The sequence below is a fragment of the Dactylosporangium sp. CS-047395 genome, from assembly GCF_050942185.1.
In the GTDB taxonomy this organism is placed as follows: Bacteria; Actinomycetota; Actinomycetes; order Mycobacteriales; family Micromonosporaceae; genus Dactylosporangium.
The window spans coordinates 9824700-9839943 of the sequence record NZ_CP192015.1 but is presented as its reverse complement, the minus strand read 5'-3'; the positions used below and the strand labels follow the sequence as shown (position 1 = coordinate 9839943).

Annotated in this window: 13 protein-coding genes and 1 riboswitch; of the genes, 5 read left to right on the top strand and 8 right to left on the bottom strand. The window is 72.8% G+C overall.

The features are described 5' to 3' along the window. Positions 1-32: 32 nt before the first annotated feature. From ACQP00_RS45970 to ACQP00_RS45950, 5 genes are all read right to left on the bottom strand, one after another. Positions 33-1907, bottom strand: coding sequence for an ABC1 kinase family protein (locus tag ACQP00_RS45970; RefSeq protein WP_433209798.1), 1875 nt, complete (start codon positions 1905-1907; stop codon positions 33-35). 26 nt (positions 1908-1933) lie between these two features. Continuing rightward, the gene (locus ACQP00_RS45965; RefSeq protein WP_433209796.1) at positions 1934-2338 is read right to left on the bottom strand and encodes a hypothetical protein; all 405 of its coding nucleotides are present in this window, start codon (positions 2336-2338) and stop codon (positions 1934-1936) included. A gap of 205 nt (positions 2339-2543) precedes the next feature. Beyond that, on the bottom strand, positions 2544-3986 hold the full coding sequence (locus ACQP00_RS45960; RefSeq protein WP_433209794.1) for a hypothetical protein: 1443 nt from the start codon (positions 3984-3986) through the stop codon (positions 2544-2546). 40 nt (positions 3987-4026) lie between these two features. Next, complete coding sequence (locus tag ACQP00_RS45955; RefSeq protein ID WP_433209792.1) at positions 4027-4854, bottom strand: aldo/keto reductase; 828 nt, start codon at positions 4852-4854, stop codon at positions 4027-4029. A gap of 10 nt (positions 4855-4864) precedes the next feature. After that, complete coding sequence (locus ACQP00_RS45950) at positions 4865-5779, bottom strand: TetR/AcrR family transcriptional regulator C-terminal domain-containing protein (RefSeq protein WP_433209790.1); 915 nt, start codon at positions 5777-5779, stop codon at positions 4865-4867. Between the two features lie 67 nt (positions 5780-5846). Here ACQP00_RS45950 and ACQP00_RS45945 point away from each other — a divergent pair, with 67 nt between their 5' ends. From ACQP00_RS45945 to ACQP00_RS45935, 3 genes are all read left to right on the top strand, one after another. Next, on the top strand, positions 5847-7022 hold the full coding sequence (locus tag ACQP00_RS45945; RefSeq protein WP_433209788.1) for an FAD-dependent monooxygenase: 1176 nt from the start codon (positions 5847-5849) through the stop codon (positions 7020-7022). A 79-nt stretch (positions 7023-7101) separates the two neighbouring features. Beyond that, positions 7102-8640, top strand: coding sequence for a diguanylate cyclase domain-containing protein (locus ACQP00_RS45940; protein ID WP_433209786.1), 1539 nt, complete (start codon positions 7102-7104; stop codon positions 8638-8640). Between the two features lie 70 nt (positions 8641-8710). Further along, positions 8711-8853: riboswitch (cyclic di-AMP (ydaO/yuaA leader) on the top strand. 239 nt (positions 8854-9092) lie between these two features. Next, positions 9093-9725 carry a hypothetical protein gene (locus ACQP00_RS45935; RefSeq protein ID WP_433209784.1) on the top strand — a complete coding sequence of 211 codons (633 nt, stop codon included), beginning with the start codon at positions 9093-9095 and terminating at the stop codon, positions 9723-9725. Positions 9726-9841: 116 nt separating this feature from the next. Here the strand turns inward: ACQP00_RS45935 and ACQP00_RS45930 are convergent, their stop codons facing one another. From ACQP00_RS45930 to ACQP00_RS45920, 3 genes are all read right to left on the bottom strand, one after another. Beyond that, complete coding sequence (locus tag ACQP00_RS45930; protein ID WP_433209782.1) at positions 9842-10456, bottom strand: SigE family RNA polymerase sigma factor; 615 nt, start codon at positions 10454-10456, stop codon at positions 9842-9844. A gap of 94 nt (positions 10457-10550) precedes the next feature. Then, positions 10551-11738, bottom strand: a complete 1188-nt coding sequence (locus ACQP00_RS45925) for a polyprenyl synthetase family protein (protein ID WP_433209780.1) — start codon at positions 11736-11738, stop codon at positions 10551-10553. Between the two features lie 181 nt (positions 11739-11919). Further along, positions 11920-12633 carry a SanA/YdcF family protein gene (locus ACQP00_RS45920; protein ID WP_433209778.1) on the bottom strand — a complete coding sequence of 238 codons (714 nt, stop codon included), beginning with the start codon at positions 12631-12633 and terminating at the stop codon, positions 11920-11922. A 105-nt stretch (positions 12634-12738) separates the two neighbouring features. Here ACQP00_RS45920 and dnaG point away from each other — a divergent pair, with 105 nt between their 5' ends. Together dnaG and ACQP00_RS45910 are read left to right on the top strand one after the other, a co-directional pair. Further along, on the top strand, positions 12739-14589 hold the full coding sequence (dnaG, locus tag ACQP00_RS45915; protein WP_433209776.1) for a DNA primase: 1851 nt from the start codon (positions 12739-12741) through the stop codon (positions 14587-14589). Between the two features lie 24 nt (positions 14590-14613). Then, positions 14614-15156 carry a hypothetical protein gene (locus tag ACQP00_RS45910; protein WP_433209774.1) on the top strand — a complete coding sequence of 181 codons (543 nt, stop codon included), beginning with the start codon at positions 14614-14616 and terminating at the stop codon, positions 15154-15156. Positions 15157-15244 lie beyond the last annotated feature (88 nt).

The following is a 15244-nucleotide window of genomic DNA, read 5'->3' as shown; positions in this document are numbered from 1 at the left end:
CGCCGCGAATCGATGCTGAATCGCGTTTCCGGCTACGGTTCGCGCCGTAGGCCGGAAAGCAGGGTGCGCAGGATCAGGATGGCGCTCAGCAGCAGCAGGTTGTAGCCGAACAACTGGAACAGGCTCAGGTCCGCCGACACCGCCGGCCCGCCGTCCGTGCCGAGCAGCAGGACGGCCATGATGCCCGTGACCGCACCCAGCAGGGCGAGGGTCATCTGGCGCACGAGGCCGGAGACGTAGCTGCGGTCGCGGGCGTCGGCGAAGAGGCGTACGCCCAGGGAGAGGCGGCCCTGTTCCACGGCGTTGGTGATGCGGTCCACGCGGCGGGGCAGGCGGCGGAGCAGGGGCAGCAGCCGGAGCGTCTCGTCGGTCGCGGCCTGGCGCAGCGACGGCGGGGTGAAGCGGGCCGCGATGTGGGTGGTGGCGTAGGCGCGGGCCTCGGTCACCAGCTCGTACGTGGGGTCGAGGACCTTCAGGGTGCCCTCCAGGGTCGCGACCGCGCGGAAGACCGCGGCCACGCCCGGCGGGACGCGCAGGCCGTGTGCGCCGAGGATGTGGAACAGGTCGGCGAACATGTCCAGCCGGGGTGGGACGCCGGGGGCGAGGTGGGCGGCCATGAACTGGCCCAGGGCGCGCTCCAGGGCCTGCTCGTCCAGCTCCTCCGGGCGGTGTACCACCTCCAGGAGGGCGTCGCTCAGGGCCGCGCGGTCGCGGCGGTCCACGGCGATCATCAGGTCCTGCAGCGCGGCCTGGACGCCGGCGTCGATGCGGCCGACCACGCCGAAGTCGAGCAGGGCCAGGCGGCCGTCGTCGAGCACGAAGACGTTGCCGGGGTGGGGGTCGCAGTGGAAGACGCCGTCGACCATGATCTGTTCGAGCAGGCAGGAGAGCAGCTCGCCGGCGCGGGCGCGACCGTCCTCGGAGGGCTCCGCGGTGCCCAGCGGCCGGCCCCGCAGGCGCTCCATCACCAGGACGCGCCGGGTCGACAGGTCGGGGTCGATGCTCGGGATGGTCACCGCCGGGGAGACCCGCACGGCGCGGGTGTTCGCCGCCTCGACGCGGAAGTCCAGCTCCTCGGTGAGGGCGTCGGCGAAGCCCTGGGCCAGGTCGACGAGGCCCAGCGCGCGGGCCCACGGCATGCGCCGGTGCAGGCTCGCGGCCAGCGACGCGAGGATGTCGAGGTCGCGCTCGACGAGGGGGCGGAGGCCGGGGCGCTGGACCTTCACGACGACCTCCGCGCCCGAGCGCAGGGTCGCGCGGTGGACCTGGGCGATGGAGGCGGCCGCGATCGGCTGCTCGTCGAACTCGGCGAAGATCGTGGCGGGGTCGGCGCCGTACTCGGCCTCGAGGAGCTTGCGGATCTCGGTGTGCGGCACAGGCGGTACAAGATGCTGCAGTTGAGCAAGCTCGGCGATGAACTCCGGCGGCAGGAGGTCGCGCCTGGTCGAGAGGGCCTGGCCGAGCTTGATGAACACCACCCCGCCCTCCTCCAGGGCCAGGCGCAGGTGGCGGGCGAGGTCGGGGCGGGACCGGCGGCCGCGGGCGAGGCCGTGGCGCGTGGCGATGGCGGCGATCTGGGAGTAGCGCCGCGTGCGGGAGAACCACCGCCGAAGGCTCCTGACCCAGGTGACCGGCGTGCTGCCGGGCGGGACCAGGAGCTCGGCGAGGACCAGGAACGCCATGGTGACCAGCAGCGCGGTGCCGATGACCACGGTGAGCAGGAACGGGTGTTGCTCGATGCCGCCCACGCCGCGGGCCACCACGCCGGCTGCGAACAGCGCGACGAAGCAGGCCGCGGCGGTGCGGACGAGGCCGATCCGGAGCCCGAGCAGGCGCCGGGCGCCGACCACGACGAGGCCGATCACCACGAAGAGCACGAGGGTGCCGAGGATGGCGAAGGCAAGCATGGTCACGATCGTGCCATCGACGATCGTCAGGCGTTGTCCATCGCGGCAGTGATCTTGCGGATCATGTCGGCCACGACCGGGCTCGGGGCGTCCGGGCCGGTGGCGGCCTCGATCGCGGTGAGCACGGTGCCGCGGAAGTTCGCCGCCTCGTCCGGGGACTGGGCCTTGAGCAGCGCCGCGGCGGCGGTCAGGGCGGGCAGCACCTTGTCGGCGATCTCGGCGACGGACTTGCCGTTGAGGTCCTTGCTCTTCGGGTACTCCGCGAGCACGTGCCCGATCGCGCCGGTCGACGAGCCCAGGGCCAGGCTGCCGTTAGTGGCGATGCGGTGCGGCGAGCCACCCGCGGCGCCGGCGGCCGACAGGAGGGTGATCGCGCCGTACGCGGCGATGCGGATGGTGTGCTTGTCCTGGTCGGTGAGGGTGACGTTCATGGTGGGCACTCCTTCGTGGAAGTTGTTGTGCCACCACATTCGCGGCCCCGGCTGACACCGCCCCGCCAGCGCCCTGACACCACCGCTGACACGAGCCAAGGCCGCTGACATCAGTCGTGGGCGCTGACATCAGTCGTGAGCGTTGACCTCAGCCACGGCCGCTGACCTCAGCCGTGGGCGTTGACATCGGTCGTGGGGGTTGACCTCAGCCGCGGGCGCCGCCGATGCCCATGAGGACGGCGATGCCGAGGGCGCTGCGCGCCGAGTACGGCTGCCGCCACAGCCCGCCGTGCGCGGCCGCGAACGCCTCGTCCTGCCAGGGGTGCTCGTGCGCCGGCCGCTCCGCGTGCAGGTCGTGCACCAGCAGCGCGGCCATGAGCGTGTTGCTGGTCGCCGGCTCGAAGATCTCGATGCCGAACCGGTGCGCGCCCGCGAACGCCGCGGCCAGGAGGCGGTTCTTGACCACGCTGCGGGTGCGGGTGGCGGGCGCGACGGCCAGCGACACCGGCATCCCCGCGGCGCGCGCCTCGGCCGCCCGCCAGCGCTGCAGCCGTTTGGCGAGCGCGTAGTTCGGACCCTGCTGCGGTACCAGCGAATCGTTGATCCCCGGATAGAGGCCGGGCGGATAGTTGCGCGTGAGCAGGCGCCCCGCGCTCAGCAGGCGCAACGGCCGGCGGACCCGCCCGATGCCGGTCGCTTCCCGGTAGCGCCGGGTGGCCTCGTCGACGGCGTCATCCGGTACCGCGAACACATCGGTCGGCGTCGCCAGGAACGCGAGCCCCAGGTCGGGCCGGCGCTCCCGCAGCCGCACGGTGAGCGCGTCGACGGCCATCGCGACCCGGACGTTGAGCGCGCCGTCCGCGTACACGTAGTTGCCGAGCACCAGCCGCCCCTCCTGGCCCTCGATCCAGTCGGCGACCCGCCCGAGGTCGTGCAGCAGGTCCGCGCCGCGCTGGTCGCCGGCGGTGGGGATGTGCAGGCGCCCGGCGTACCGCTCGGCCTGCTCGGTCAGCCGCTGCCAGATCGCCGGCCGCGGCAGGTCGACCGCGACCACGTCCGCGCCCCAGCGCAGCAGCGCGCGCAGCGGCCCCATCTCGGCCCCCGCGCCGAGCACGACGACCCGCCGCCCGGGCAGCGCCAGCCATTCGGGGTGCGCGGCGACGGTGCGGATCGTGTCCGCGCAGGACCGCTCGATCGTGCCGGCCGCGACCCAGCGCTTCAGCTGCCGGTCGAGCTCCTCGCCGCGCAGGTTCCTTCCCTTGTACGGCACGACGAGCTCCCGCTCCGCCGCACCCCGCCCCTCGACGGTCACCGTGGCGAGCGGCTCCCCGGCGGCGTTGAACGCGGCCTCCAGGGGTTCCTCGTCGCCTTCCGCATTCCGCCGGTACCGCATCCGCTCATGCAACGACGCCAGCCCGTCCTGCGCGATCGTGAGCGCGGCCGCGCGCGACGGCAGCCCCGCCTCGACGAGCCGCCGGAAGTGCACGAGGTAGTCGCGGCGCCAGTCGGTCGACGCCTCCGCGCCCCGGGCCCCGACCGGATCGACCGCCCGCAGCGCGTCGGCGACCACGGCCCGCCCGAGCGCGGACGTGCTGGCGCGGCCCTCGACGCTGGGGATGACCACACCGGTCGGATTCACATTCGGCACACGCGTCAGTCTGCCATCGCCGTCCCCGCCGGCGCGCGGGCTAGAACTCCTCCCAGGTCGCCGGGTCCTGCTTGACCGGCGACTGCGGGATCTCGTCGAAGACGGCCAGGTCGGCCGGGGTGAGCTCGAAGCCGAACAGGTCGGCGTTGGTGCGCTGGCGCTCGGGGTTGCCGGAGTGCGGGACGACGGTGAGGTCGCGCTGCAGCAGCCAGCGCAGCACCACCTGCGCGGGCGTCACGCCGAGTCGCTCGGCGATCGCGGCGATGCCGGAGTGCTCCAGCACGCCCGTGTTGCGCTCCAGGGGGCTCCAGGCCTGCACGACGGTGCCCTTGGCCCGCACCGCCGCGACGAGGTCGGGGCGGGCGTGGGACGGGGAGACCTGCAGCTGGTCGACGGCGGGCACGATGCCGGTCTCGGCCACGACGGCGTCGATGTGCTCGGGCAGGAAGTTGGAGACCCCGAGCGAGCGGATCAGGCCCTCGCGGTGCAGGTCGGCCATCTCGGCGTACGACTCCACGTAGCGCGCGACGCGCGGCAGGGGCCAGTGGATGAGGTACAGGTCGACGTAGTCCAGCCCGAGGCGCTCGAGCGAGGCCTCCAGGGCGGCGCGGGTCGAGCCGCGGCCCTGGTCGGAGCCGCGCAGCTTGGTGGTGACGAAGAGCTCCGCGCGGGGCAGGCCGGACTCGCGCACGGCGGCGCCGACGGCGTCCTCGTTGCCGTACGAGGCGGCGGTGTCGAGCAGGCGGTAGCCGGAGGCGATCGCGGCCAGCATCGCGTCGGTGGCGGGGCGGCCCTGCAGCGGGTAGGTGCCGTAGCCCACGACCGGCATGTCGGGTCCGGAGTTCAGCTTCACGGTCGGGATGCTCATGTGGCCCACCCTACGCACCGTCGATCAGCGCTGACAGGCCATCCAGCAGCCGCTCCAGGCCGAACTCGAACAGCGTGTTCAGGTCGTACTCGACCGCCTCCCCGCCGAGGGCGGCCAGCCGGGTGAACGTCGGGAACGCCCCGCCCGCGACGATGCGGGCGAAGCGGGCCTCCTGCGCGGTGAACCACTCCACGTTGTCCACGCCGGTGTCCTGCTCGGCGTTGGCCTCCCACTCGAGGTTGACGGCCGTACCGCGGACGTGGTTGGCCAGCATCATGGTGGCCCGCATGGCGACCGGGAGCGTCAGGCCGGCCCGTTCCAGCACGGCCATGTTCCACTCCGTGTGCGCCATCGCCCGCTCGGCCATCGGGGGACGGGTGAACGACATGACCTCGGCGACCCACGGGTGGCGGCGGTACACGCCCCACTGCAGCCGGGCCGACGTCGCCAGGCTCGCCCGCCAGCCCGACAGGCGCTCCGGGGGCGGGATCGGCGCCTCGGCGAACGCGGCGTCCGTCATCAGCAGGAGGAGCTCCTCCTTGTTGGTGACGTGGCGGTACAGCGTCATGGTCGGCATGCCCAGCACCGCGCCCAGGCGGCGCATCGACACGGCGGTCAGGCCCTCGGTGTCGGCCAGCCGGATCGCGGTGGCGACCAGCCGGTCCACCGTGGCCGGTTCGTCCGCGGTGCGCGGCTGCGGCCGGCGGCGGGCGACCACGGTGCCGGTCCCGGGGTGCGGCTCGACCAGGCCCTCGGTGCGCAGCGCGGTCAGCGCCTTGGTCGCGGTGGCCATGGCCACGCCGTACGTGCGCATCAGCTCGCGGGTCGACGGGACGCGGTCGCCGGGGCGGAGTTCGCCGGCGGCGATGGCGGCCCGGATGCGCGTGACGATGCGCTGATACGGGGGCTCGGAAGCGTGCTGCACTAGTGCACACCCTACTCACCCGTGCGCATCGTGGAGCGCGGCGTGCCGGTGTTCGTACGGTGTACGCATGACCAAGGTTCTGATCTCCGGCGCGAGCATCGCCGGGAACGCGCTCGCCGCCGGGCTGGCGCGGCGCGGCTGCTCCGTCACCGTCGTCGAGCGGGCGCCGGCGATCCGGCCGGGCGGCTACGCGGTGGACATCCGCGGCGTCGCGCTCGAGGTCGCGGAGCGCACGGGCGTCGCGGCGCAGGCACGGGAGCTGCGCACCGACACCGAGGGCACCAGCTTCGTCGACGCCAACGGTCGGAAGGTGGCGACGCTGCCGCTCGGGTTCGGGGTGCTCGACCCGGCCGACATCGAGATCATGAAGGGCGACCTCACCCGGCTGCTGCACGCCGCGGTCCCGGCCGGCGTGGAATGGATGTTCGGCAATACGGTCGAATCGCTCGAACAGCATCCCGGCGGCGTGCGCGTCACGTTGCGATCGGGCGAATTGCGCGAGTTCGACTACGTCGTCGGGGCCGACGGCATCCATTCGCGCATCCGGGAGCTGGCATTTCCGAAACCGCCGCAGCCGTACGTGCACCACCTCGGCAGCAACAGCGCCGTCTTCACCGCGCCGAATGAGCTCGGGATCGAACGCTGGCAATTGGTGCGCTCGATGCCGGGGCGGGTGATCAGCATCAAGACCGACCGCGGCTCGGAAACGGTCAAGGTGACGCTGCTCTACGGCGGGTCCATGCCCCCGCGCGACCGCGCGGCGCGGATGCGCGAGATCGAGGAGAAGTTCGCCGGCGCCGGCTGGATCGCGCCGCGGCTGCTGGAGCTCATGCGGTCCGCCCCGGACCTCTATGTCGCGCCGAACGCGCAGGTCAGGATGCCCGGCTGGACGGCCGGCCGGGTCGCGCTGATCGGCGACGCCGGTTACGCGCCCTCCTCGCTGACCGGCCAGGGCAGCGGGATGGCGCTCGTCGGCGCGTACCTGCTGGGGTTGATCATCACCGGCGGGCACGATCTGCGCGATTATGATCGGCAGCTGCGCGAGTTCGTCGACGTCAATCAGCGTGCGGCCATGGGGCCCGCGCGCGGGTTCGCGCCGAAAAACGAACTCGCTGCCCGGATGCAGAACCTGAGCATCCGCATGATGCCGTACATGCCCGGACGCAACCTCGTGATCTCGGCGATGATGCGCGAGGCGCGGCGCGCGGCCGGGGCGCTGACCTTGCCTGTAGCAATCTTGTGACACCAAAGGGTTTACTTCAGATCCGGTTTGATGCGTCGATGTAGGGGTGCAAGGTCGGCCGGAGCTGGGTAGGCGTGCGATGGAGCGTGATCGGGACACGGCGATGGCCGCGATCCGTTCCGTGTACCGCATCACCGGCCGGATCAACACCGGCAGCACCCTGGCCGAGACCCTGCAGCTGATCGTGGACGCCGTGGTCGACGGGACCGGGTTCGCCGTCGCCGTCGTCAACTACCTGCACCCGGAGGGCGTCTACGAGGCGGTCGCGCTGGCCGGCTCGGAGGAGGCGGGGGAGACCCTGCTCGGGGCCCGCTACCCCGCGGCCGAGCTGGACGAGTACCTCGAGCGGGCGGAGGTGTGGGGGCAGCTGCGGTACCTGCCGCACGAGCGGCACAGCACGCACATTCATTCCTGGGTGCCCGATGCGGTGCCCGGCGGCGACGAGGTGCCGGAGGACGAGCGTTGGCACCCCCTCGACGCCCTGTTCGCCCCGCTGAGCGCGCCCAGCGGCGAGCTCGTCGGCATCCTCGGCGTCGATCTGCCCCACGACGGCCGCCGGCCCGGGCCGCTGCAACGCGAGCTGCTGGAGATGCTCGCCGCCCAGGCCGGCATCGCGATCAACAACGCCAACCTGGTGGAGGCCCTGCAGCGCGAGCGCCGGCACCTCGCGGCCAGTGAGGAGGCCTTCCGGCTGGCGTTCACCGGGGCCGGCACCGGGATGTGCATGCTCGGCCTCACCGGCGTCTCGCAGGCCCGGATGAGCCGCGTCAACCCCGCCCTGTGCGAGCTGCTCGGCCGCTCGGAGGCGGAGCTGCTGGAGCTGCGCATCGCCGACGTGCTGCACCCGGACGACCTCGACCTGGCCCGGCTCGCGTTCGCGGCGGCGACGACGGGCAAAGGCACGCCGGTGCGGGACTACGAGATCCGGTGTGTGCGCGGCGACGGTACCGTCATCTGGGTCTCCACCACCCTCTCGCTCGTGGCCGGCCCGCCCGCCTTCGGCATCCTGCAGGTCCAGGACATCACCGGGCGCAAGGCGGCCGAGGCCGACCTGGTGCGCCGGGCCTCCCGCGACCCGCTCACCGGCCTGGCCAACCGCGACGCCCTGGCCCCGCCGCTCGCCGCCGCGATCCGCCGCGCCCACGCCGGCCTCGGCGACAGTGTGCTGCTCTTCTGCGACCTCGACGACTTCAAGGTCGTCAACGACACGCGCGGGCACGACGCCGGCGACGCGGTACTCGTGGCCGTGGCCCAGCGGCTGTGCGGGCTGGTGCGCCCCGGCGACACCGTGGCCCGCCTGGGCGGCGACGAGTTCGTGGTGCTGGCCCAGGACCTGGCCGGCACCGACGCCGCGGCGCTGCTCGACCGGGTCGAGCGGGCCATCGCCGCGCCGGTGGTGCACGACGGGCACGTGCTGCGCGTGCGGGCCAGCGTCGGGGCGGCCGTGATCGATGCCACCTGCCAGGATGCGGGCGCCGCCCTGAGGATGGCCGACCGGGCGATGTACCAGGTGAAAGGCCATCGACACACCCTGGGGATGACCGAACGGGTGACAGCGCACGGTGAGCGTTCCGGTGCGCCGGGTGGTATCCCGTTGCTCTGGTTGGCCGAGCCTTAAACCTCCCAGTACTGTCGGGTGGTCTGCTCCGGCCGACGCGCCCCGAATCGCGGGGACACCGGACAGGCGCCGTCGAGCCGCGCCGCACCTTTCAGCGTCGTGGGCCGGGGACCCATCGCAGTCCTTGGGGTGTATCCGTGACCGAGTCACGGTAGGGCGAATCCTCCCGTCCGAACCCGTCAGCTAACCCGGTAGGCGGCACCGGAAGGAGACAGCTCGTGCTCTTCGACGCCATCGCCGTCAACTCCTCGGACGGGTGATCGCCAGGACCCTGCTCCTGGCCTGTCACACCCGCTGACCGCCGCACCTTGCCGCCGCGCGATCCCTTGTGCTCCACGGGATCGTGCCGATGGCGTGCGCCCGTACTCCGAGGATTGATCTTGCTGAAACCCTTGCCGCGCCAGTTCCGGCCGCGACATCGCCGTGCCATGCAAACCGTGAAACCGGCGGCCGTGTCCGCCGTTGTCCTGTCCGCCACGCTGCTCGCCTCCGGCTCGGCCGGGGCGTCGTCGGCGCCGTCCGCCGGCCCGGCCCGCGCACCGTTCTTCGCCGCCGACACCTCGCTCGTCGTGCCCGCGCAGGCCCCGGCCCCGGTGTACGGGTGGGCCGCCCTCACCGACGCGCCCGCGCCGCCGGCCCCACCCGCCCCGCCGCGCCCGGTCGCGGGGCTCGACCAGACCCAGATGAACAACGCCGTCGCGATCGTCAAGCAGGGCCGGGCGCAGGGCGTCCCCGAGAAGGGCCTCGTCGTCGCGGTCGCCACGGCCATGCAGGAGAGCGACTTGTACAACGTGGCCAGCCCGGCGGTACCGTCGTCGCTGAAACTGCCGCACGACGCGGTCTCGACCGACCATGACTCGGTGGGGCTGTTCCAGCAGCGGGCGAGCCAGGGGTGGGGCAGCGTGCCCGAACTCATGGACCCGGCCCACTCGGCGATGCTGTTCTACAACGCGCTGGGCCAGGTCCGCGGCTGGCAGTCGATGAGCGTGACGGGGGCGGCGCAGGCGGTGCAGCGGTCGGCTTACCCGAGCGCGTACCAGAAGCACGCCGACCGCGCCGCCCAGATCGTGGCCGCTATCGCCTGAACCGCCGTTCTTTTCGTGCTCCTCTCCCCGGCGCGGGCGCTGCGTTGACGCATGTCGTGGCGTTCGCGCGTCTCTTAGGGCGCTGTGGTGACGCGCGTCGTGGTGGTCTGCCCAGGTCAGGCGGTTGACGGTGCCGCGCGCGTCCGGGCGGTGCGGTGCGTGCGGCTCGCGTCGCGTTCGTGTTCTTTTTCGACGTCGGTGTCGGTGTCGGCTTTGGTGTCGGCTTCGGCTTCGGCTTTGGCTTCGGTCAGCAGCCGGCGCATCGTGGCGAGCGCGTCCGAGGTCTGGCTCTTGACCGTGCCGGGCGCGCATCCGAGCGTGGCGGCGGTGTCGTCGACCGACATGTCGTAGTAGAAGCGCAGCACCAGCACCGCCCGCTGGCGACGGGGCAGCCGGGCGAGGGCGCCGTGCAGGTCCAGGCCGTCCGGCACGCCCTGCAGCGCGGCGTCCTCCTGCGGGCGGTCCGGCACCCGGTCGACCAGCGAGACCCGGGCCGCCCAGCCGCGCCTCCGCTCGTCGACGAAGCGGTGCACGAGGACCCGGCGCACGTATCCATCGACGTTCTCGGCCCGCCGGACGCGGCGCCAGTGCAGATACACCTCGGTGAGCGCCCGCTGCACGATGTCGTCGCCGCGGGTCCAGTCACCGCAGAGCAGGTAGGCCGCACGGCGCAGGCTTGGCAGGCGTGACCGTACGAACTCGTGGAACTCGTCCTCGACGGCGTCCGCCATGGTGGTTCCTCCCGGCTGTCACCCCTTGGGCGCAACCGGACCGCGAATCGTTTCCGCCGTTACCGAGGCGTTGCCGTGGTTTGGGGACGTTCGCTCAGCGCGGGGTGGCGGTGGCGCGGCGGGCGAGGGCGACGAGTTCGGCCACCGCGGCCGGGGAGGGGGAGGCGAGGTCGAGCGCGAGGAGGGCCTGGGACAGCAGCTCCTCGGCCTGGCGGCGGCACCAGTCGCGGGCGCCCGACTGTTCGATCGTCTTGGCCGCCCGTTCCACGTCGGCGTCGCCGAGGCGGCCGCGGGTTTCGAAGAGGCCGGCCAGTTCGTCGGCGCCGGCGGCGATCGCCGCTGCCACGGGCAGGGAGCGCCGGTGGCGGCGCAGGTCGGAGTTGAGGCCGGCCAGGTCTTCGATGAACTGGACGGCCAGGCCGAGCCGTACGCCGAACAGCCGCAGCCGCTCGACCTGGGCCGGGTCGCCGCCGCCGGCCACCGCGCCGAGGGCACATGCGCAGCCGAACAGAGCGCCGGTGCGCTGCTCGACCATGGCCAGGCAGTCGCGCAACAGGTCGGTGCGCTCCTCCCCGACGATCCCACCCGAAGGCACCCCGGACGAACCCGAAGCCACCCCGGACGAACCCGAAGTCCCGGACGAACCCGAAGCCACGCCGGACGGGGCCTGGCCGTCGCGGGAAGTCGGCCCGGAAGAGTCGCGGGAGGCCGGCCCGGAAGCGTCGCGGGAAGTCGGCCCGGAAGAAGAGCGCGACGTCCGGCTGTCGCGGAGGGCGAGCGAAGCGTGCTGCCCGTGCAGGAGCTCCTGCACCGTGTCGCCCAGGACGCGCAGCATCGCCCGGTCGGGGCCGGGCTGTCCGGATCGCTGCCGTGGCCGCGCGGGAGCGGTGTGCGTCGGGTCGCCGGTCGCGATCACGTCGAAGGCCAAAGCCAGCAGTGCCTCGCCGCCGAGGGAGGCGGGTTCGGGGCCGAGGATGCTCCAGGCGGTACCGTCGGCGCGTTCTTCGACGAGATCGCGCCGGATGGCCGACCAGTGGTGCATGAGCTCGACCGCCACCGCGCCCGGGACGGCGTCGTGTGGGTCGCCGCCGACGGCGTCCGCGCAGACCAGGGTCAGGGCGCTGCGCAGGGACGCGGCGACACCCTCGCCGCCGAGGTGCCAGCCGAGCTGGAGTTCGGCCACCTCGCGGGACGGCTCGGGCAGGCGGCCGATCGCCGTGCGCAGGGGTGGGTCGACCAGGCGGCCGGCCCAGCGCAGGACGTCGTCCGTGGTCCGCAGCACGATCACCACCCGCGGTCGCACCACCTTCGCCGAAAGAGAGCCGCCGAGAACCTGGTCAAGTATGCCGGGGCGGCCGGGTGCGCATGCCGGATTCCGCAAGGGACGGGCCGTGTGGCGAAGACGGCGGTCGCCCGAAGGGTGCGTGTCGCCCGAAATTCGGCGTGTCGCGACTGCCCGTCCACTATGGAGTGTGCGCGGACACCGCGTTTTCAAGAGCAGGATCAGGCTGCGACTGTACGGCCGGTGCCCGCAACCGCACCGCATCCCAAGCGGCCTTCCAGGCGGCGGCGACGTCTCTGGCCTGGTTCTTCCAGATCGTCACGGTTCGGCAGCCTCCGCACCCCGACGGCACGCCCCAGGCGTCGACGCCGACGCGGCGGCAGAGGGTGACCGCACGGTACAAGTGAAGATCCTGACTGACGAGGAGGGCCCGGTGGACGCCGTAGACGTCGTGGGCGCGCCGGCAGGTGTCGTAGGTGTCGAGGCCGTATGGGTCCAGGACCACCCGGGACGGCTCCACGCCGTGCCGGGCGAGGTAGTCGCTCATCACCCGGACCTCGTTGCCGGAGCCGCTGTGCGCGTCGCCGGAGATCAGCAGGGCCTTGACCTTGCCCGCGGTGACCAGGGCGGCGGCCTTGTCGAGCCGGTTGCGCAGGAAGGGCATCGGGTCCTGGCCGCCCGGGGCGACCTCGGCGCCGAAGACGATCGCCACGTCGGCCACCGGCGCCTGCTCGACGGTGACCATGCGGCCGGACGAGCTCGCCCGCACCCAGACCGTCGGTGTGAGGACGATCGCGGCGAGCACCACGGCGGCGATCGCCAGGCGCCATAGGGCCCGACGCCGGCGGCGACGAGGGCTTTCCGGCGCTTCCTTCACCTCGGTGGGCGTGGACATGTCGCGAGGATCGCACGGCCCGGCAAGCTTCGATGCCCCGCCGAGTCGTAGATTGTCGTAGCCGCGAGGCAGGATGTATGGCGTCGGACTGCAGGGAGGTGGCGGTTGGCCGGCAAGATCAAAGACGAGGACATCGCCCTGATCCGGGAGCGCACGTCGATCGAGGAAGTGATCTCGGAGCACGTCACGCTGCGCTCGGCGGGTGGTGGCAACCTCAAGGGCCTGTGCCCGTTCCACGACGAGAAGACCGCCTCGTTCAACGTCTCACCGGCCCGCAACGTGTACTTCTGCCACGGCTGCGGCGCCGGCGGGGACGCGATCAAGTTCCTGATGGACCACGACCACCTCACGTTCGTGGAGTCGGTCGAGCGGCTGGCCTCCAAGGCCGGGCTGCAGCTGCACTACGTCGAGGCCGGCAGCGCCCCCGTGCGGCCCAGTGGCCAGAAGCACCGCCTGGTCTCCGCGCACGCCGAGGCCGCCCGCTTCTACGCCGAGCAGCTCGGCACGCCCGGGGCCCGCAAGGCGCGCGAGTTCCTGGCCCAGCGTGGGTTCAGCAAGGAGGCGGCCGAGCGCTACGGCTGCGGCTTCGCCCCCGAGGGCTGGGACAACCTGGCGAAACACCTGCGCCAGAAGGGGTACTCGGCGCAGGAGCTCACCACCGCCGGCCTGTGCCGCGAGGGGCGCAGCGGCGGGCTGATCGACCGGTTCCGGCGCCGCCTGCTCTGGCCGATCAAGGACATCTCGGGCGAGGTCATCGGCTTCGGCGCGCGCAAGCTGTTCGACGACGACGACGGGCCGAAGTACCTCAACACGCCCGAGTCCCCGCTGTACAAGAAGTCGCACGTGCTGTACGGGATCGACCAGGCCAAACGCGAGATCGCCAAGCAGAGCCGGGTCGTGATCGTCGAGGGGTACACCGACGTGATGGCCTGCCACCTGGCCGGCGTCCCGGTCGCCGTGGCCACCTGCGGCACCGCGTTCGGCGGCGACCACATCTCGGTGCTGCGCCGCCTGCTGATGGACGCCGACGGCTACGGCGGCGAGATCATCTTCACCTTCGACGGCGACGCCGCCGGGCAGAAGGCGGCGCTGCGCGCGTTCGAGGACGACCAGCGCTTCGTCGCCCAGACCTTCATCGCGGTCGGGCCGGACGGCATGGACCCGTGCGAGCTGCGCCTGGCCAAGGGCGACGCCGCGGTCCGGGACCTCGTGGCCGACCGCCAGCCGCTGCTCGACTTCGCGCTGCGCTCGGTCCGCCAGCGCTTCGACCTCGACACCGCCGAGGGCCGCGTGGGCGCGCTGCGGGCCACCGCGCCGCTGGTCGCCAAGATCAAGGACCGGACGCTGCGCCCGGAGTACGCGCGCAAGCTCGCCGGCGACCTCGGCATGGAGCTGGAGACGGTCCAGCGCTCGGTCGCCTCGGCGGCCAAGGGCGTGATCGACCCGATGCCGCCACCGCAGCAACGCCGCGTCCTCGCCCCCGACAGCGCCGAGGCCCTGGTCGAGCGGGAGGCGCTGAAGCTCGCCCTGCAGCACCCGGCGCTCGCGGGGCCGATGTTCGACGCCCTGGGCCCCGAGATGTACACCCACCCGACCTACGCCTCGCTGCGCACCGCGGTCCTGGAGGCGGGCGGCGCGTCGACCGCGGCCGGCGGCGCCGTCTGGATCGAGCAGGTCCGCGAGGCCTGCCTCGACCTCACGGCGGGCGCGATCGTGGCCGAGCTGGCGGTGGAGCCGCTGCGCCTGGACGGGGACCCGGATCCGCGGTACGTCGAGGTGACCATCAACCGCCTCCAGCTCATGGCCCTCAACCGGACGATCGCCGAGCTGAAGTCGAAGCTGCAGCGGATCAACCCGGTGTCGAGCCCGGAGGAGCACCTGAAGCTGTTCAGCGAGCTGGTGTCGCTGGAGCAGCACGCCCGGGCCCTGCGCGACCGGGGCGCGAGTCGTTGGTAGACCGGTGAAGCGGAGTATGGGTTCGTGCTGGGATTCCTGAAGCGGCGCAAGCTGCCCGCCGACCGCCGTCCGAAGCTGGCCGAGGACGAGCGGATCGTCGCCTGGGCCGGCGCGACCGGCGACAACGTCGTCGTGGTCACCAACCACGGCCTGTGGCTGCCCGGCGCGCCCGAGCGGCTCGGCTGGCACGAGATCCACAAGGCCACCTGGTCGGGCCGCCAGCTGCAGATCGTCGCGGCGCGGGAGGTGCCGGTCGGCGACGACGCGTACGCGGTGATGGAGGACCTCCCGCCCCTCGTCGTCACGCTGCTCGACCCCGACCGGGTGCCGGAGCAGGTGCGGGTGCGGGTCAACAAGTCGATCGCGCACACCTCGCACCACCCGCTCGAGGAGCTCACCGGCGCGCGCGGTGGCGTGCGCGTCGTCGGCCGGCGGGTGCCGGGCATCAACGGCCTGCGCTGGACCGTCCGCTACGACGAGGGCGTCGACGCGTCCGCGCCCGGCGTGGCCGAGCACACCCGCGAACTGGTCGACTGGGCCAAGTCAGGCGTCGGCACGGTCGCCTGAGCGCCGCCTCTTCACGAGACGCACGACTAGGCTGCGTCAGGCGTCCGCGCGGTCGCGGTGACCCCGGCCGTGCGTGCCGCGTCGTGCG

Excerpts from the sequence above, each read along its gene's own strand:
- ACQP00_RS45970 (WP_433209798.1), bottom strand. The coding sequence starts at position 1,907 with ATGCTTGCCTTCGCCATCCTCGGCACCCTCGTGCTCTTCGTGGTGATC.
- ACQP00_RS45965 (WP_433209796.1), bottom strand. The coding sequence starts at position 2,338 with ATGAACGTCACCCTCACCGACCAGGACAAGCACACCATCCGCATCGCC.
- ACQP00_RS45955 (WP_433209792.1), bottom strand. The coding sequence starts at position 4,854 with ATGAGCATCCCGACCGTGAAGCTGAACTCCGGACCCGACATGCCGGTC.
- ACQP00_RS45945 (WP_433209788.1), top strand. The coding sequence starts at position 5,847 with ATGACCAAGGTTCTGATCTCCGGCGCGAGCATCGCCGGGAACGCGCTC.
- ACQP00_RS45940 (WP_433209786.1), top strand. The coding sequence starts at position 7,102 with ATGGAGCGTGATCGGGACACGGCGATGGCCGCGATCCGTTCCGTGTAC.
- ACQP00_RS45930 (WP_433209782.1), bottom strand. The coding sequence starts at position 10,456 with ATGGCGGACGCCGTCGAGGACGAGTTCCACGAGTTCGTACGGTCACGC.
- ACQP00_RS45920 (WP_433209778.1), bottom strand. The coding sequence starts at position 12,633 with ATGTCCACGCCCACCGAGGTGAAGGAAGCGCCGGAAAGCCCTCGTCGC.